The organism is Micromonospora sp. NBC_00617, from assembly GCF_045161355.1.
In the GTDB taxonomy this organism is placed as follows: domain Bacteria; phylum Actinomycetota; class Actinomycetes; order Mycobacteriales; family Micromonosporaceae; genus Micromonospora.
Window position 1 is genome coordinate 1,880,149 of the sequence record NZ_CP107751.1, and the last position, 18,994, is coordinate 1,899,142.

Genomic DNA, 18,994 nt, shown 5'->3' on the forward strand with positions numbered 1-18,994 from the left:
GCTCCCCTTGGACGCAGTAGGCGGGTTGGGCTTCGGGCAGGTGCATAGACTCGCTGGTGATGCTATCGGCTGGAGTGCGGCGCGGTCACCCCCCGCTCGGACCACAGTGGATACGTCTGAGAAGAGGCTTGCACCGCGATGGTCTGAGCATGTCGGCCGAGGTTGAATCACCGAATGCCCAGGGCCGGGCCTGTCGAAGCGTTGCCCACCGTCGGCCCGTCCGCCCTCACTGTGGCTGGTCACGCGGGATACGGTGAGCGGCATGTCTTCGCCCAGCCCTGCGCCGCTGCTCCGGGAGTTCATCGACATCCCGGAGCGCACGAGCATGAGCGACTTCGTGCTCAAGCTCGCCGACAGCGTCGCCGACGCTGATGCCACCCTGCGCGACTACGTCGTCACGGATCGGTTGGTCGGTAACTTCGACGAGGCGCTCGGGCTGATCCGCTCCGCGATCGAGGGACACGCGTCGAAGGCCGCCTACCTGCACGGCTCCTTCGGTTCCGGTAAGTCACACTTCATGGCGGTGCTGCACGCGCTCCTGCGCGGCGAGGCAGCCGCCCGTGGCCGCGACGAGCTGGCCCCGCTGGTCGCCAAGCACAGCGTCTGGCTGGACGGGCGCAAGTTCCTGCTGGTGCCGTATCACCTGCTCGACGCCCGCTCGCTCGAGCAGCGGGTGCTCGGTGGCTACGTCGACCGGGTCCGCGCGCTGCATCCCGACGCGCCCATTCCGGCGGTGCACCGCACCGACTCGCTGCTGGAGCAGGCCGCCTCGCTGCGCGAGAAGATCGGCGACAAGCAGTTCATCGACGGCCTGCCCGGCGGGGACGCCGAGGACGAGTGGGGCGAGAGCGAAACCTTCTGGACGTCCGAGCGGCTGGACCAGGCGTTCGCCGGCGCGTACTCCGACGAGCTGCGCCGCAAGCTCGTCAACGATCTGCTCACCAGCTGGAACAAGGGCTTCTTCAGCAACGCCCGGGAGGATGCCGAAGCGTTCGTCTCGCTCGACCGGGGCCTGACCGAGATCAGCCGGCACGCCAAGGAACTCGGCTACCACGGCCTGATCCTTTTCCTCGACGAGCTGATCCTCTGGCTGGCCAACTCCATCGGCGACCAGCAGTTCGTCTCCCGCGAGATCCAGAAGATCACCAACTTCGTCGAGGGCGGCGACACCCGCCGGCCCATTCCGGTGGTCAGCTTCATCGCCCGGCAGCGTGACCTGCGCGAACTCGTCGGCGAGGAGGTCACCGGCGCCAACGAGCTGAGCTACCAGGACACCCTCAACCTGGCCAGCGGCCGGTTCGACGTCATCAAGCTGGAGGACCGCAACCTCCCCGAGATCGCCCGTCGCCGGCTGCTCAAACCCCGCGACACCACGGCTGGCGAGGCGATCGGCAGGGCCTTCGACGCCACCACCAAGGTACGCCGGGAGGTCTTCGACACCCTGCTCGGCACCGACTCCGGCAGCGGCGCCGACATCGACGCCTTCCGGTCGACGTACCCGTTCAGCCCGGCGTTCCTCTCCACGCTGGTGCACGTCTCCAGCGCGCTGCAGCGCTCCCGCACCGCGCTCAAGCTGATGCGGCAGCTCCTGGTCGACCGCCGCGACACCCTGCGCCTCGGTCAGCTCGTCCCGCTCGGCGACCTCTACGACGTGATCAGCGGCGGCGGCGACCAGCCCTTCACCGAGAAGCTCAAGGCCGAGTTCGAGATGGCCCAGAAGCTCTACGACCTGAAGCTGCGCCCCTACCTGCTCGGCCAGTACGACCTCACCGACGACGACCTGGACGCCGCCCGCCGCGGCGACGTACAGCCCGCCGAGATGGCCGGGCGGATCCGGGCCTTCACCGGCGACGACCGGCTGATCAAGACGCTGCTGCTCGCCGCCCTGGCCCCCAGCGTTCCGGCGCTGCGCAACCTCACCGCCCGACGCCTCTCGGCGCTCAACCACGGCAGCATCACCAGCCCGATCCCCGGCGGTGAGGTCGCCCAGGTCAATCGGAAGCTCGCCGACTGGGCCGGCCGGTTCGCCGAGATTCGCATCGGCGAGGGCGACGACCCGATCGTGTCGCTGGAGCTGGTCGGCGTGGACGTCGACAGCGTCCTCGCCACCGCCAAGCACTACGACAACGAGGGCGCCCGCAAGCACATCGTCCAGCGGCTGCTCTGGCAGCAACTCGGCGTGCCGTGGAGCGACTCGTTCTTCGCCGAGGCGGGGCTGACCTGGCGGGGGAGTCGCCGTACGATTGAGTTGGTCTACGGCAACGTCCGCGACCCGCACGACATCCGCGACGAGGCGTTCCACCCGAACGACCCGGCCGGCTGGCGGATGATCATCGACTACCCGTTCGACGACGGCAGCCACGGCCCGGCCGACGACCGGCAGCGGGTGCAGGAGCTGACCAGCCGGATGAGCCCGCGCACCGTCTGCTGGATCCCCGCCGCGCTGACCATCGAGCGCCGTACCGAGCTGGGCAAGCTCGTCATCATCGACAAGCTGCTCGAAGGGCAGCGCTTCGACAGCCACGCCGAGCACCTCAACCCCGACGACCGGCGCCGGGCGCACGCCGCGTTGACCAACCAGCGCAGCGCGCTGCTGGCCAAGATGCAGGCCGTGCTGCGCCAGGCGTACGGGCTGGCGGGCAAGCAGCCAACCGATGTGCAGCTCGGGTTCGACGACCACCTCCAGTCGCTCACCCGCGCCCTGGAGCCGAAGCTGCCCATGGGCGCCACCTTCAACGATGCGCTGCGCAGCATCGGCGACCAGATGCTCGGCCAGCAGTTCCCGGCCCACCCGGACTTCGACCCCGACCGCAAGGGCGAGGCCGTACGCCTGCCCGACGTCAAGGTCGTCCTCGACCACGTCCGGCGGGCCGTCGAGTCACCGGAGGGACGCGTCGAGGTCGACCGGGCAAACCGCCAGATCCTCCGCCGGATCGCCAACCCGCTTCAGCTGGGCACCATGCACGAGGCGGCGTTCGTCATCGAGGGGCAGTGGACCCAGCACTTCCACCGCCGGGCCGCCGCCGAGGGCATCACGGGCGACCTGCGGGTGGCCGACCTCCTGCGCTGGATCGACGACCCGAGCCCCCGGGGCCTCGACCCGATCGTCGCGCAGCTGGTGGTGGCGACCTTCGCTGAGCAGACCGACCGTGCGTTCCACCTGCACGGCAGCGAGGTGATCCCCGCTCCGGAACCAGGCAGGGTCACCGCCGATCACACGCTGCGCGAGCAGCGTCTGCCCGGCGAGGAGGACTGGGACATCGCCCGCGCCCGGTCCGCCGCGGTCTTCGGAGTTCAGCCGCTCGCCCTGCGCCGGGGTCGGCTGGTGGCGATGTTCGGCCGGGACCTGGTCACCAATGCGACTCGTCATCGTGAAGCCGCCCACGGGCTGGTCGCCCGTCTACAGCAGCACGCAAGCTGGCTGAAGATGGATCAGGAGTCCGGCCGGCTCGCCACGGCCAGGGCCGCCGCTGACCTGTTGGAGACGCTGGTCAACGGACGGTCGGCGGTGGAGGCGGTCGAACGGCTCGCCCGCGCGGAACTCGCCGGCCCCGCCGACCGCACCGGTCGAAGCATCAGCAGTGCTTCGCAGGTGTCGGCGGCGTTGGCCGCCGCGCCCTGGGACACCTTCGAGATCGTGGCTGGTCTGCCTGAGCCGCACGCGGCCGAAGCGGCTGCGATCTTCGCCGAGCTGCGCCGGGTGGCGCAGGCTGACGAGCTGACCGCGCCACTCGCCCCGGCCCTGCGCCGCGCCCAGGCCGACGCGACCGCACTGTTGCGTCGCGCCACCCGCAAGGTGCCAGTCGTCGACGTTCCCGAAGGTGACCAGGACAAGCCCGAATTCGTCCAACCGCGCCGCCCAATTGACCAGCACACCCCTCGGGATCCGGAGTTCGCTGTCGACAAGCCGAGCGGTCGTGTCTCGGTGACGGCCGGCGACCTCGACCGAGCCGTGGAGCAGTTGCGTGCCTTCGCCGCTGACCAGGGTGACGCGAGCATCGAGGTGACCTGGAGAATCGTGCCGTGACTCAGGCACCTGCCGCCGCTCAGGCGCTGCGGATCAACCCGGTGGCGCTGCGGCAGAAGGTGGCGCAGCAGCTCGAACGGCACCGCAACGGTGACGCGTACCCGGTGCTGGTCGTGCGGGCCGAACCGGCGTGGCCGCACGACCCCATGGTGCTGCTGCCCGATGGACGTCCGGTCCGGGTCGTGCCGTGCGTGTCGCCGCTCGCCGTCTGGGAGCATCTCGTCGCCGAGCGGGGCGACGAGGTGCTGGTCCTGCTCACCGACATTCCGGAGTCCGTGCTGCACCACGGCGTGCGGAGCCGGATCTTCCGGCAGCGGGTCATCAGCGTCGAGCCGTGGGACCTGGTCGTCGACGCGTTCGGCGCGCAGCTGCCGGACAGCGCGCTGGAACGCGAGTCGTGGGCCGGTGTGGCGCTGCTCGACGCGATGCCGCCGGCGGGCTGGCCGAAGCTCACTACCCGCGTGCTGACCCGGGACGTCGCGCTGCGGCACCTCGCCGCGGTGCGTCTCGGCCTGGATCGTCGGGGTGAGGACCCGGACGACCTCGATGTGACGACCCTGCTGCGCTGGAGCGCGGAACCGGGCGCCGTCGAGGCGTACGGGTTGCTGCGGGAGGCCGAACGGGACGGGCTTGCCCGTTGGCTGGTGGAGCAGTTCGGCCGACCGGCCAAGGCGCTGTTCGCGCTCATCACGGCCGGACACGGGCCGGAAGCGCTGCCGCTGGGCCTGGTCTGCGACGCGCTCTGGAGCACCGACAGCGCCGACGCCGTACGCGCCCAGGGGCGCGTCGACCAGTACTTCGGCAACCTCAACGACGACTCGACCCTGCGCGGTTTCGCGGCGGCCACAGTGCAAGTGGTCAGCGCGCTGCTCAGCGCACCGGTGCCGGAGGTGCAGCGACAGGGGCACGCCGTCCTCGACCGCGCCGAGCAACTGCTCATCCAGTTCAACGCGGTCGGCAGCGCCGGCCACAGCCCGATCCTGCGGACCGGGTTCACCCGGCGGATCGCCGCCGCCGCCCAGGCGCTGCTCGCCGGTCTGCGGGACCCGGCGGACCCGACCCTCGACCAGGCCGTCGAGCACCTCGCCGGGCACCGGCTCGCCGACGCCGAGGCCGAGCGGGTCCGCCGCATCCGGATGGCGCAACGGCTCGTCCGCTGGTTGGGCACGGCGGTGGCAGCGCCGGAGAGCGTCGCGGACGGCGTGGACCGGCAGATCGCCGAATGGGGCTGGGTGGACCTCGCGCTCAACCACGTCTGGGCCGGCGAGGAGGTCCACCCGGAGCTGCAGCACGCGTTCCGGGAGATCCATGAGCGGGCGCAACAACGTCGCCGCGACCTCGACGGCGCCTTCGCCGGCCGGCTGGCTGCCTGGGCCACCGCGGGCCCCGGCAACGACGGTGGCCTGCTGACGGTGGAGAACCTGCTCCCGCGGGTGATCGACCCGCTGATCCGCGCGGACCGGCCGGTGCTGCTCGTCGTGCTCGACGGCATGAGCGCCGCGGTCGCCGTGCAACTGGCCGATCAGCTGTCCCCGCACTGGGTGGAGTACGACCCGCTCGGTGGGGGCCGGCGGCGGGGCATCGTGGCCGCCCTGCCCACGCTGACCGCGGTTTCCCGCACGTCGCTCTTCGCCGGCGCGCTGCGCGCCGGTAAGCAGGACCACGAGATCAGGCTCTTCGCCGATGGTCGGTGGGGCAGGGACTCGCGGATCTTCCACAAGGGCCCGGCGCGCGGCGGAGCGGGGGAGGTGCTGGCCGGCGGCCTGGCTGAGGCGGTGGCTGGCCCGGCGCCCGTCGTCGCCGTCGTGATCAACACGGTGGACGACTCCCTGGCGTACGGTCGGGAGGGCAACGAGGGCGGCTGGCAGCTCGATGACCTCGGCTTCCTGCGGAGCCTGCTCGACCAGGCCCGTTCCTCCGGGCGGGCGGTCGTCATCACCAGCGACCACGGCCACGTGCTCGAGCGGGGCGGCGAGCACGTCAAGGCGCTCGACGCCGCTTCCGCGCGGCACCGCACCGGCGCAGGGCCCGCCGGTTCCGGCGAGGTCGAGCTGACCGGCCCCCGCGTCGTCGCCGACGGGAGCCGCATCATCGCGCTGTGGGATCCGCTGCTGCGGTACCGCCCGAGCAAGGCCGGTTACCACGGCGGCGCCTCGCTGGCCGAGGTGACCATTCCGTTGCTGGCCTACCTGCTGCCCAACGTGACCGAGCCGCCGGCCGGCTGGGCGCCCGTCGAGGAGCGCCGGCCGGACTGGTGGGAACCGACGACTGCGGATCCGGTGCCGGTAGCTTCGGCGCGGCAGACGTCCGTACCGAAGCCGCGCCGGAAGGCACCCGCGGCCGCAGGCGAGGCGCTGTTCGACGTACCCGAAAGCACCCCCGCGCCCGCGGCGGCGCCGGCTGCTGGCGACGGTGACCTGGTGGGCGCGTTGCTCGCCACCGAGCTGTTCGAGGCGCAGCATGGCCTGACCCCGCGCCGGTTGGAGGTCAAGAAGATTCAGGCGGCGCTGCGGGCGCTGGTGGACGCCAAGGGCGTGCTGCCGGTGGCCGTGCTGGCCCAGCGGGCCGGTGAGGTGCCGGCTCGTGCCACCGGATTCGCCACCACCCTGCAGCGGATCTTCAACGTGGACAACTACCCGGTGCTGTCGCTGACCGACAACAATCGGACCGTCCGGCTGGACATCCGCCTGCTGCGGGAGCAGTTTCGGCTGCCCGGAGGGTCTTCGTGAGTGCGGTCAGCCCGGCCCGCCGGCGTGAGGTGATCGACGCACTCCGGCGAGGTGCGGTGCCGTCGGCCGGACTGGATCTCTTCGCCGTGGGGCTGGACCGGTTCGGTGCCGCGATCGGGGCGGACCTGGACACCGTCGCCGCCGGCGGCTCCGTCTTCAAGGCGGTCCGTGGCGAGTACGGATCCGGAAAGACGTTCTTCACGCGGTGGATCGCCGAGCGGGCGAAACGGGCCAACCTCGCGACCGCGGAGGTGCAGGTCTCGGAGAACGAGACGCCGTTGCACAAGCTTGAGACGGTCTACCGGCGGCTCACCGAGCGGCTCACCACCTCAACGTTTTCGGCCAGTGCCCTGCGACCGGTGGTGGACGGATGGTTCTACGCGCTGGAAGAAGACGTCCTGGCAGCGGGGGACGTCGCGCCCGATGACACCTCCGCCCTCGACCGGGCGGTTGAGGGCCTGCTTGACCAGCGCCTCGCGACGGTCAGCCGCAGCGCCCCCGCCTTCGCCGCGGCGCTTCGCGGCTACCGGGCCGCCACCGCACTGGGCGACTCGGCTACCGCGGACGCGGTGCTCGCCTGGCTCGGCGGACAGCCGCACGTCGCCGCCGCCGCTCGGCGGGTCGCCGGTGTCCGTGGCGACCTCGACCACTTCGCGGCACTGAGCTTCCTGCAGGGCCTGCTCGCGGTGCTGCGTGACAGCGGCCATCCCGGTCTGTTGCTGGTGCTGGACGAGGTGGAGACGCTGCAACGGGTCCGGTCGGACGCCCGCGACAAGGCGTTGAACGCGCTCAGGCAGCTCATCGACGAGGTGCACTCGGGGCGGTTCCCCGGGCTGTATCTGGTCATCACCGGCACCCCGGCCTTCTACGATGGCCCGCAGGGCGTGCAGCGGCTCGCACCGCTGGCCCAGCGGCTCGCGGTCGACTTCACCACCGAACCGCGCTTCGACAACCCGCGCGCGGTGCAGATCCGTCTGCCGGGTTTCAGCGTCGACTCGCTCATCGAGTTGGGCGGTCGCGTCCGCGACCTGTACGCGGACGGATCGGCGGCGCCGGAGCGGGTGTCCGCGCTGGTCGACGATGCGTACCTCGATGCCCTGGCCCGTGCGGTCGCCGGCGGGTTGGGCGGCAAGGTGGGGGTGGCGCCACGCCTGTTCCTGAAGAAGCTTGTGGGAGAGGTGCTTGACCGGGTGGACCAGTTTCCCGACTTCGACCCTCGGCAACACTATGCGCTCACCCTGGCCACGGCCGAGCTGACGGACGTCGAGCGAAACGCCATGAGCGCCGACGAGATCTCGCTCGACCTCTAGGAAAGAATCAGTTCATGAGCAACGACCTCGCCTCACTCCTCGGCACGCAGGAGAACGCCGCACTCGAGTTCAAGCGGGAAGCGAAGGATCGCAACGCGATCAGGAAGGCGATCTGCGCGCTGTCGAACGACTTGCCGCAGCTCGGAGGGGGCGACCTGCTCATTGGTGTCGACAAACACGGCCAGCCGGTCAGTGGGGTGGACACCTCGGACGAGGCACTGCTGACCTTCACCAACATCCGTGACGAGGGGCGCATCCTCGACCGGCCGTCGATGGTCGTCACCCGCGAGCCCTACCGGGGCGAACAGGTCATCCGGATACGGGTGAACGCCTCCCATACGCCGCCGGTCCGATTCGACAACGTCGTCTACGTCCGGCCGGGCCCCTCCACCCGTACGGCAAGCAGCACGGACGAGCGAGTGCTCTCCGAGCGGCGCCGCGCCTACGACACCCCGTTTGACGTCCGCCCCATCGTCGGTGGCACGCTCGACGAACTGGACCTGGAGCTGTTTCGATCCGAGTACCTGCGTCAGGCGGTTGACGCGTCTGTGATCGAGGAGAACCACCGGTCGACGGCACAACAGCTCGCGTCTCTCCGCCTCGCCGACCCGGACGGTTCCCCGACGGTGCTCGGTCTGTTGCTCGTTGGCCTCGATCCGACCAACCGAATTCCCGGCGCCTACCTCCAGTTCGTCCGGTACGAGGGCACCGACGTGGGCGGTGCCATTCAGGACGAGCACGAGCTTCGGATCAACGTCATTGATGTCGCCGAGCGACTCGAGAGCGTCTTGAAGGGGCACCTCCGGACCCGCCTGGTCGAGGTGAGCGGGTTTCGCGAGGAGCAGCGCCCGAACTATCCCATCGAGGCGCTGCGGGAGGTTTGCATGAACGCCCTGATGCACCGTAACTACGAGTCCTCGAACGCGCCCGTACGTATCGCCTGGTTCGACGACCGCGTCGAGGTGACCAACCCCGGCGGTCCATTCGGTCAGGTTCGGGCCGACAACTTCGACCGAGTCAATGACTACCGGAACCCGTCGCTGGCCGCTGCAATGAAGTCGTTGGGCTATGTGAACCAGTTCGGACGGGGTATCGGCCGGATTCGAGCATCCCTCGCGCGCAACGCCAACCCTCCGCCCGAGTTCCTGGTCGACGATTCCTCCTGGACCGTCGTTGTCGGGAGCGCCTCATGATCTCCGTTGCGCTGTTCAACAACAAAGGTGGCGTCGGCAAGACGACATTGACTTACCACCTCGCGCACATGCTCCAGCGTCTGGGGCATCGCGTACTAGCGGTGGATCTGGACCCGCAGTCAAACCTCACCGCGGCCTTCCTCGACGAGGATGAGTTGAGCGAGATCTGGCAGGAAGGACTCGAGTCGAACTGGCCGCTTGCGGAGGGCCAACAAAAACTTCTCCTGCGTGCGTACCGTGATTCGGGCACGGTGGCGTCAGCGGTCCAGCCGATCATGCAGGGTCTGGGCGATGTCCGCTTCAACGACCCGATCACCATCATCGACGGGCTCTGGCTGGTACCCGGTGATCTCAACCTGAGTGCCTTCGAGGACAAGCTCTCGGCGGCATGGCCAAACAGTCTAATTGGCGATCCTGCGGCTCTTCGGACGACCACGGCCTTTCACCGGTTGATTACTGATGCCGCTCGCAGGGTGCGTGCCGAGATCGTGCTGGTCGACGTCGGCCCAAATCTCGGCGCGATCAATCGAGCGGCGCTGCTTGCCGCCGACACGGTCCTGATGCCCCTGGCAGCCGACCTCTTCTCACTGCGGGGTCTACGCAACCTGGGCCCCGCATTACGCGACTGGCGGCGGGTATGGCAGACGAACGTTCTCCCTCATGTCCCACCAGACATCTCAGCCCCTCGCGGAACCATGACACCCCTGGGCTACGTGGTCATGCAGCCGAAAATGAGGCTTGACCGGCCGGTCAAGGCATACCAGCGTTGGCTCGACCGGGTGCCGGTCGTCTTCTCGAGCTCAGTCCTGAACCAGCCAAGTGCGGTGAGTAGCGGCTCGTACGAGGTTGCAACGCTGCGCAACTACCAAAGTCTGATGCCGCTGGCCCACGATGCACGAAAGCCGATGTTTGATCTCCGCTCGGCCGATGGCGCTCTTGGCAGCACCCAGACCCTGGTGCAACGGTGCTACCACGACTTCAAGTCCTTGAGTGAGAAGGTATTGGAGCGGCTCGACGATCTGCCCGCACACACCTCATGACCGGCGCGGATCTGCTGCACCCGGTCGTACTGCATCACGTCGTGAACTCTCTGCAGTGGCCGGCATTGCGGCCACTGCAGGACGCTTCCGTGCAGCCACTGCTGGCGGGAGAGGATGCGCTTCTCCTCGCGCCCACCGCCGGTGGAAAGACCGAGGCGGCGGTGTTCCCGCTCCTGTCCCGGATGGCGCAGGAGAGCTGGTCAGGCACGTCCGTCCTCTACGTCTGCCCGTTGAAGGCACTCCTCAACAACCTTCTGCCCCGGCTGGAGACCTACACGGCCTGGCTCGGGCGTCGGGCGGCGCTCTGGCATGGTGATGTGACGACGGGGCGGCGTCGGGCGATCCTGCGCGAGCGTCCGGACATCCTGCTGACGACCCCGGAGTCTCTGGAGTCGATGCTGGTCAGCTCAGTCGTCGACCACGACGTGTTCTTCGGTCAGCTCCAGGCGATCGTCGTCGACGAGGTGCACGCGTTTGCCGGTGATGATCGGGGTTGGCACCTTCTGGCCGTGCTGGAACGTCTCAGCCGGGTGGCGGGGCGATCGGTGCAGCGAATCGGCCTGTCGGCGACGGTCGGCAACCCGGATCAACTGCTGGCATGGTTGCAGGGCTCGGGTCGTGGCCAGAGGCCCGCGCGGGTGGTGGCACCGGACCTTCCCCCCGCGACGGCTTCGGCGACGCCCGTGCCACCCCTCGTCGGCGAGGTTGAGCTGGACTACGTCGGGTCTGTGCACAACGCGGCGAAGGTGATCGCCGCACTTCATCACGGACAGAAACGTCTGGTCTTCTGCGACTCTCGTGCGCTGGTCGAGGACCTTGGTCAACGCCTACGCGCCCTCAACGTGACGACGTTCCTCTCCCATGCGTCTCTCTCGGTCGACGAGCGGCGGCGGGCGGAGGAAGCCTTTGCTCAGGAGCGCGAGTGCGTCATCGTCGCCACCAGCACCCTCGAGCTGGGCATCGACGTCGGCGACCTTGATCGGGTAATCCAGATCAACGCTCCGCGCAGCGTCGCTGCCTTCCTGCAGCGGATCGGCCGGACGGGTCGGCGTCCCGGCAGCACCCGCAACTGTCTGTTCCTGGCACTGAACGAGGAAGGACTGCTGCACGCCGCCGGCCTCCTGAACCTCTGGGCGCAGGGTTGGGTCGAGGCAGTCGTGCCCCCACCCGAACCACGACACATCGTCGCGCAGCAGATGTTGGCGCTGTCCCTGCAGCGACATCGAATCGGCGACAACCTCTGGTCCCAGGAGTGGAACGGGCTGACGCCATTCGACGAGAGCGCGGACGTGATCGTGCGGCACCTCGTTGAGCATGGGTACCTCGATATCGACTCCGGGATGCTCTTCATCGGCCCGGAGGCGGAGTTGCGCTTTGGGCGCCGGCACTTCATGGACATGCTGGCGGTTTTCACCGCCCCACCGCAGTTCACCGTTCTGGCTGGTCGTACCGAGATCGGCCGAACCGATCCCGCGCTCTTGACGGCGAAGGTGTCTGGCCCTCGGCTGTTGTTACTCGCCGGCCGCAGTTGGCGGGTTACCCACGTCGACTGGAAACGTCGCCGATGTTTCGTCGAGCCCGCGGACGGCGGCGGGAAGGCCCTGTGGATGACGAATGGGTCCCGTCAGGGATTGTCGTACGAGATGGTCCGCGCCATGCGCGACGTGTTGCTCGGCGCCGAACCGCCTGTCGCCCTCACTGGCCGGGCGAAGACCAGACTGGCCGATCTCCGGGACGGCGCGACGTCGATCGTACATCCCGCTGGCACGGTGATCGCCAGAGACGGCGATGACGAGGTGAGGTGGTGGACCTGGGCTGGCTTTCGTGCGAACGCCACCCTTATCGCCACGCTGAGCGAACTCGTCGACCCAACCCAGCGATACGACGACGCGTCGATTCGGCTGCGGACAGACGTCGACAACCAGACGATGCGAATGGCACTGGCGGACGCCGCCGAGCGGATCTGCTTGCCAGAGGTCTCCGACAGGGCGGTTGCTGGCCTCAAGTTCAGTGCAGCGCTGCCGGACCGGCTCGCCGTCGCCACACTGGCCACTCGACTGGCGGACATCCCCGCGGCCCGTTCGGTGCTCACTCAACCCACTCGAATGACGCACTTCCCCTACGCATGATCGAGCCGGCGACCACGCGCTGGTGCCGCTCTCGGCGACCAATGCAGGTCGATGGGTGGCATTGACAGGTGTCGCTTGGCATCCCATGGTCGATGGATCCATCCCTCCGTCGAAGGGCCGCAGGATGCTCAGCAGTGAACACCGGTACGTCATCGTCGGGGCGGGACCCGCCGGCCTTCAACTGAGCTACTACCTCCAGCAGCACGGCGCCGACTACCTGACGCTGGAGAGTGGCGACGAGCCCGGCGGTTTCTTCCGGCGGTTCCCGCGCCACCGTCGGCTCATCTCGCTGAACAAGGTGCACACCGACAGCACCGATCCGGAGATCCGCCTGCGCTGGGACTGGAACTCGCTGCTCAACGACTCCCCGGATCTGCTGTTTCCGCGCTTCAGCGAGGAGTACCTGCCGGCCGCCGACGACCTGGTGCGCTATCTCGCCGAGTTCCAGCGGGTCCATGCGCTCAACATCCGGTTCGGCACGACTGTCGAGCGGATCACGCGCAGCGGCGACGGCTTCGTCGTGGGCACCGACCAGGGAGAGGTGCGCGCGCGCTGCCTGGTCGTCGCGACCGGCTGGGGCCGGCCCTTCGTGCCGGCCATCAAGGGCATCGAGCATGCCATCGGGTACGAGGACATGGTCGTCGACCCCACGGCGTACGACGGTCAGCGGGTTCTGATCATCGGTAAGGGCAATTCGGCTTTCGAGACCGCGTCGGCCATCCTCGGCCGAGCGTCGATGGTGCACCTCGCCAGCCGGCAGCCCCTGCGACTGGCGTGGAACACCAAGCACCCCGGGGACGTACGTGGCCAGTACGGCGCGATCCTCGACAGCTACCAGTTCAAGACGCTGCACTCGGTGTTGGACTGCACGATCGACGAGATCCGGCCCGTGGACGGGCGGTTCCGGGTGTCCATCACGTACACCCACGCCGAAGGGGAGACCGCCGAGCTGGACTACCACACGGTGCTGCGGTGCACCGGGTTCCGGATGGACACGACGATGTTCGACGAGACGTCCCGACCCGACCTGGTGCGCGACGGCCGCATGCCCGGCCTGCGCCCCGACTGGCAGTCCAGCAACATCGACGACCTGTACTTCGCCGGAACGATCGCGCAGGCGCGGGACGCGAAGCACGCGTCGTCGCCGTTCATCGACGGCTTCCGGTACAACCTGCGGACGTTCACCCGCATTTTGCGGGAGCGCTACGAGGGCGCGCCGCTGTCGTACGCGACGACGCCGGCCGATCCCGTGTCGCTGACGAAGCTGATGCTCGACCGCGTCAACTGGTCGTCGGCGCTGTGGACCCAGTTCGAGTACCTCTGCGACGTCTTCGTCCGCGACGACGCGACCGGCGACATCCACCACTACGAGGACCTGCCGGAGGACTACGCCGTGGAGCGCTTCGCGGCGGCCACGCAGTGGTACACGCTCGCGTTGCGGTGGGGCCGCGACGACTACGGCGACGTCTTCGCCATCGACCGGCACCCGACGCCCGACCGGGCCCGGGAGAGCGCCTTCATCCACCCGGTGATCCGGCGTTACCGCGGCTCGGACCTCGTCCACGAGCAGCACCTGCTGGAGGATCTGCTGGCCGAGTGGCGGCGCCCGGACCGGCACGTCGAGCCGTTGGTCGAGTTCCTGACCGGGGATCTCACCAGCGGATCATGATCTCGTCGAGGGGTTTGCGGGCCAGGTCGGGGACGTGGGCGTCCGGGGTGGGATAACCCACGGGCATCACGACGTACGGGCGCTCCTCCGCAGGTCGCTCGCACACCTCGTTGAGGAACCGCATCGGGCTGGGCGTGTGGGTCAGCGTGACCAGGCCGGCGTGGTGCAGCGCGGTGATCAGCAGGCCGACCGCGATGCCGACGGACTCCTTGACGTAGTACGGCTTCGGGCTGTGTGGCCCCTGATGCACCTCGAACACGACGATGACGGCCGGTGCGGTCTCCAGGAACGGTTTGCGCCAGTCGGTGCCGAGCCCGGCGATCGCACCCAGCCACTCCGGCGAGGCGCGGCGGTCGTAGAACGCCTGTTCCTCGGCCTCGGCGGCCTCGCGCAGCCGGCGTTTGCGGGCCGGGTCGGTCAGGACGACGAACCGCCACGGCTGCACGTTGGCGCCGCTGGGCGCGGTCGACGCCGCCCGGATCGCGGCCTCGACGACCCCGTCGGGCAGCGGGTCACTGGCGAAGTCCCGCACCGACCGGCGCTGCGCCATCCGCTGTGCGAACGCCTCCGCCTCGCGCACCATCTCGGCCGGCGGCCGGCGGTGGTGCTGGACGGGGACCCTGGGTACCAGGTCGATGTCGTTCACCTGTGACCTCCGTGATGAGGTGTGCCGGTCTCCGGTTCGTCCAGCATCTCGAAGCCGACGCCGCCTGTCGTTACGCAGGCGTGCCCTCTTTCTGGGCGGGCACGTCGGGGGCGGTCCGGCTGACGAGTTCGTCGACCACGTCGGTCAGCCGGCCGCGCACCGCCTGGGCGGCACGCTGACGGGTCGCGCCGTCGCCGTCCACGTCGAGCCGCTTCAGCCAGGCCTGCACCCGTTCGCGGTCACCCGCCGCGTCCAACGCCGGCCGGGCGCGTTCGACCAGCCGCTCGGCCAGGGCGGCCGCGGGCAGCAGCCGGCCCGTGCCGACGTCGACGCCGTGGCCACCCATCCCGTCGCGGGCGGCCCGCCAGTACGCGAGCCGCAGCAGCTCGGGAACCAGTCGAGGCCCCTCGTCGCCCTCATCGACGGCCTCCCCGGCGACGACCACCAGGGCCCGCACCAGGGCGGCGAGCGCCGCGGACTCGGCAGCGGTGACGGGGACGTCGGCCACCCGTACCTCAAGCGTGGGGTGGTGTGCGGACAGACGCAGATCCCAGAAGATCGTGCCGTGGTCGACCAGCGCGCCCGCGTCGAGGAGCATGTCCACGTGGTCGTCGTACTGCCGCGCGGACGTCAGGTACGGCGGCGGGCCGGCCACCGGCCAGCGCCCCCACGTGACGCTGCGCCAACTCGCGTAGCCGGTGTCGCGCTGGGCCCAGTAGGGCGAGTTTGCGGTCAGGGCGATGAGCACCGGCAGGTGTGCGCGCAGGTGGTTGCCGATCAGCACGGCCCGGTCCCGGTCGGGCTGCTGCACGTGGACGTGCACGGCGCAGATCGCCAGCTCGTCGTGCAGCCCACGGAAGGTGGCGGTGCCCCGATCCTGCCGTGACCCCTCGGTCAGCGGCGGCGGCACGGCACGGCCCAGCACCGGTGAGCCGCTGGCGATCACCCGCAGGCCCGCCGAACGGGCCGCGGTCTGGATGGCGGTCCGGCCCTCGACGAGCTGTGCGGCGAGATCGTCGAGGCTTTGGCACGGGTCGGTGCGGGTTTCGAGCTGCAGCGTGGTGATCTCACCGCCCACCCGAGGACCGAGCATCGGGCGCGCACCGTCGACGACGGCGGCCGCCGCCGGTACGACCTCGCCCCGGTCGGCGTCGACGACGAGGAATTCCTCCTCGACGCCGAGCGGGGGAATGAGCGATTCCGAGTGCTGTCCCGTAGGCATGCCGACGCCGGCCCCTCGCTGCCGGTCACGCACCGGCGAGAAGCACGTTACGGTATGTCGTCGATGGGTCGCGCCCTGAAATGCTCCATCGTGGACAGCGCGTCGATGAGTCCGGCGAGCAGCGCCGTCCGTTCGGGCATCCGGTCGAGGCAGACGTACTCGTCGGCGGCGTGCGCTCCGCCGCCGACCGCGCCCAGGCCGTCGAGGGTCGGTACGCCCAGCGCGGCGGTGAAGTTGCCGTCGGACGCGCCGGCGGCGTACGCGCCGGTCAGGCGCGGGATGCCCAGCCGGCGGGCGATCGACTGGGCCACCTCCAACAGTGGCCGCGCGAGCTCCGGGGCCATCGGGTAGCGGTTGATCCCACCCTGCACGGCCAGCGTCGCCTCGGGCAGGAACGGGACGAGCCCGCGGATGGCGTGATCGACGCGTTCCAGCTCGTCCCTCGTCCAGGCCCGGACGTCGACGGCCAGGCTGGCGCGCTCGGGCACCGTGTTCGTCGTGGTGCCGGCCGAGAGCAGGGTCGGTGTGACGGAGGTGCCGCCGCTGTCGGCCGCGCCGAGCGTGCCCAGGGTGAGCACCTGGTGGGCGACCTCGACCGTCGCGTTGACGCCGCGCTGGGGTTCGACGCCGGCGTGGGCCGCCCGACCGGAGACGGTGAGCCGGTAGACCGAGCCACCCTTGCGGGCCACCTTCAGGTGCCCGTCCGGGGTGGCCGCCTCGCAGACGAGAACCGCGCCCGAGCGCCGCGCCGCACGCTCGATCAGGTGCCGCGACGTGCCGGACCCGCTCTCCTCGTCGCAGGTCAGCAGCACGCCGACCGACGAGGTGTCCTCGATCAGGCTCAGGGCCGTGAACATCTGCACGATGCCGGCCTTCATGTCGCACACCCCGGGCCCCGTCGCCACGTCCCCGCGGACGGTGAAGGGCCGGGACCGGATCGTGCCCACCGGAAAGACGGTGTCGAAGTGGCCGAGCAGCAGCACGCGCTGGTCGACGGCCGGCCACAGCAGGTGCGGCAGGCCGTCGATCACGACCCGGTGGGCGGGCCGGCCGAGCACGTCCTTGCCCCAGTCGGCGAGCAGGTCGGCACAGGACTCCAGCTCAGGCAGCGAGCCCGGCGCCGACTCGCGCGCAACGAGTGTGCTCAGCCGGTCGACCATGTCAGCTCGGAGCCGCTGGGCGGCGTCGAGCAGGAAGCGGGGATGGTCCATCGATCCCTCCAACCGCACGGCCGACGGGTTTCATCAGGCGTGCCCATCGACCATCGCAGGGGGATCAGGGTGCGGTCACCCGTGGTTGTGCTCAGAGGGCCGGTGTCTCGGCTCCGACCCGTAGCCGAAGTCGACGATCCGGTGTGCCATCCCGGCGTATGCCTCCTGGCCCTCGGGTGCGAACGTGCCGAGCCCGTCGACGTACCGGTTGAACATGCAGAACGCGGCGGCGATCAGGACGGTGTCGTGGATCTCCAGGTCGGTGGCGCCCTCGGCGCGGGCGTCGGCGACCAGCTCGGTGGTGACGTTGCGGCCACTGATCTGCACCGCGCCGGCGATGCGCAGCAGCGCCCGCAGCTTGGCCGAGATGGGGGCGCTGTCGAGATCCGCGCGTACCTGGTCGACGAGGGTCATGCCCTCATCGAGCTGCGCGGCGGCGAACGCCGAGTGCGACGCGCAGCAGAAGGTGCACTCGTTGCGCCCGGAGACGTACGCGGCGATCAGCTCGCGCTCGCCGGGCGGAAGCGTGTGCGGGGCGCGCAGCAGCACCTCGGCCAACTCGTTGAGCGGCTTCGCCGTTTCCGGACGGTACCGCATCGGTCCGGTGACGCCGGGAAACTCCTTCTCGTCGATCCCGAGATCGATGTGCGCCATGGTGATCTGCCCTCCAGCCGTGAACCGCGGCCCGACTCCGGAGGACGCCTCGGCCGGCGACGACTGCCCGAGCGGGGCGGCGTGACAGGCGCCGCGCCGCCACGATCTCATCCCGTCCGACGAAGGTCTTTCTTCATTCATGCTCTTTCCCACGACCGACCCGGACGGCGCGCCGATCATGGATGGGAGTGGGTTAGCTGTCGGTGCCGATGCCGGCCAGTTCAAGATTTGGTAGCGCGGAGATGAAGGAGTTCGCCGATCCACCGCGCGGCCTCCCGTTGGGCGGCGAGCAGGTGCTGGCGGGCGTCGGCCACCTCCTGGTCGGCGTCCGCGTCGAGGTGGTCGCCCAGGAGCGTCGTCCACCGTCGGCTCAGCTCCTCGGCGTACGTCGCCCTGCGCAACTGCTCGTCGAACTGGTACTCCAGTTTCACCATTCGGTCGACGTGCGGCTGGAGCGCCGGCATGATCCGCTCGTCGAGCCGGACGGCGGCGTCCGGTCGGCAGGTGATGAGGACGTCACCGCGCTGGTAGCGCCACTCGGGCTCGTCGGCGAGCGCCCGCTGCAACGCCACCTCCAGGTCGGCTGCCCGGTGCGGCGGCAGGTCCCGGGCGGCGTCGGCGGCGAGCCGGGTCAGCCGTTGGATGGCGTTCGGTTGGAAGTACTGCACGTACCAGCTCAACACCTCGGCGCGCAGGCTGGCCGGTGACGACCAGGCGAACGTGGCCCGGACGTAGAACGAGTAGACGTATCCCCGCGCGGGGACCGCGATCGGCCGAGGCGCGTCGCGCTGTTCGATGAGCGGACCCGGTGGGGACGGTCCGGCCCCGGCCCCGACGGGTGCCTCGTCCTGGAGCGCCGCCACCAGCCGATCCCACGTCCGTGCCCACCACCGCCAACCCCGGACACTCACGTCCCAGACGATGGTCAGCCCACGCACGCCCCGCCGACGCCACAGATCCGCGGGCCTCGGCCTCTCCTCGGGAGCGTCCGTCATGGCACCCCTTCACGGTCACCGATCCGCTTGCCACGCTAACAACCAATGACCGATATGCCCGTAGCCGCGCCGATGGCCCCGGTTGGGTCGGCGCGGGGATGCGCGCGGTGCGCCCGCTGGTGCGGGCCCATCGTCCGGGGTTCACCGATCATTGTGGAGCAGTTGGGTG

12 protein-coding genes are annotated in these 18,994 nt (G+C 69.8%); 7 read left to right on the top strand and 5 right to left on the bottom strand.

The annotated features are described in order from the left end of the window. Positions 1-262: 262 nt before the first annotated feature. The 7 genes from OG505_RS08470 to OG505_RS08500 all read left to right on the top strand — a co-directional run bounded on the left by OG505_RS08470 (position 263) and on the right by OG505_RS08500 (position 14,097). Positions 263-4,027, top strand: a complete 3,765-nt coding sequence (locus tag OG505_RS08470) for a hypothetical protein (RefSeq protein ID WP_405432293.1) — start codon at positions 263-265, stop codon at positions 4,025-4,027. Beyond that, complete coding sequence (gene pglZ / locus OG505_RS08475) at positions 4,024-6,756, top strand: BREX-2 system phosphatase PglZ (RefSeq protein ID WP_405432296.1); 2,733 nt, start codon at positions 4,024-4,026, stop codon at positions 6,754-6,756. The genes OG505_RS08470 and pglZ overlap by 4 nt, the downstream gene beginning before the upstream one ends. Further along, complete coding sequence (gene brxD, locus OG505_RS08480; protein ID WP_405432298.1) at positions 6,753-8,066, top strand: BREX system ATP-binding protein BrxD; 1,314 nt, start codon at positions 6,753-6,755, stop codon at positions 8,064-8,066. The genes pglZ and brxD overlap by 4 nt, the downstream gene beginning before the upstream one ends. Before the next feature lie 14 nt (positions 8,067-8,080). Further along, positions 8,081-9,259, top strand: coding sequence for an ATP-binding protein (locus tag OG505_RS08485; protein ID WP_405432299.1), 1,179 nt, complete (start codon positions 8,081-8,083; stop codon positions 9,257-9,259). Continuing rightward, a complete protein-coding gene (locus OG505_RS08490; protein ID WP_405432300.1) occupies positions 9,256-10,299 on the top strand; it encodes a ParA family protein in 1,044 nt (347 codons plus the stop codon). The genes OG505_RS08485 and OG505_RS08490 overlap by 4 nt, the downstream gene beginning before the upstream one ends. Then, a complete protein-coding gene (locus OG505_RS08495) occupies positions 10,296-12,428 on the top strand; it encodes a DEAD/DEAH box helicase (RefSeq protein WP_405432301.1) in 2,133 nt (710 codons plus the stop codon). The genes OG505_RS08490 and OG505_RS08495 overlap by 4 nt, the downstream gene beginning before the upstream one ends. 124 nt (positions 12,429-12,552) lie before the next feature. Further along, positions 12,553-14,097 (top strand): NAD(P)-binding domain-containing protein, encoded by a 1,545-nt coding sequence (locus tag OG505_RS08500; protein WP_405432303.1) that lies wholly within the window; start codon positions 12,553-12,555, stop codon positions 14,095-14,097. Here the strand turns inward: OG505_RS08500 and OG505_RS08505 are convergent. The 5 genes from OG505_RS08505 to OG505_RS08525 form a co-directional block, all read right to left on the bottom strand. Beyond that, positions 14,081-14,680: a nitroreductase family protein gene (locus OG505_RS08505; RefSeq protein WP_405434430.1), complete on the bottom strand. Its 600-nt coding sequence runs from the start codon at positions 14,678-14,680 to the stop codon at positions 14,081-14,083. The genes OG505_RS08500 and OG505_RS08505 overlap by 17 nt on opposite strands. Before the next feature lie 133 nt (positions 14,681-14,813). Beyond that, entirely contained in the window at positions 14,814-15,965 is a 1,152-nt protein-coding gene (locus OG505_RS08510) for a glutamate--cysteine ligase (RefSeq protein WP_405432306.1), read from the bottom strand. A gap of 47 nt (positions 15,966-16,012) precedes the next feature. Then, positions 16,013-17,176, bottom strand: a complete 1,164-nt coding sequence (locus OG505_RS08515) for a M20/M25/M40 family metallo-hydrolase (RefSeq protein WP_405432307.1) — start codon at positions 17,174-17,176, stop codon at positions 16,013-16,015. 75 nt (positions 17,177-17,251) lie between these two features. Next, positions 17,252-17,830 (bottom strand): carboxymuconolactone decarboxylase family protein, encoded by a 579-nt coding sequence (locus OG505_RS08520; RefSeq protein WP_405432308.1) that lies wholly within the window; start codon positions 17,828-17,830, stop codon positions 17,252-17,254. Positions 17,831-18,051: 221 nt separating this feature from the next. After that, positions 18,052-18,825 (bottom strand): hypothetical protein, encoded by a 774-nt coding sequence (locus OG505_RS08525; protein ID WP_405432309.1) that lies wholly within the window; start codon positions 18,823-18,825, stop codon positions 18,052-18,054. Between the last annotated feature and the right edge of the window lie 169 nt (positions 18,826-18,994).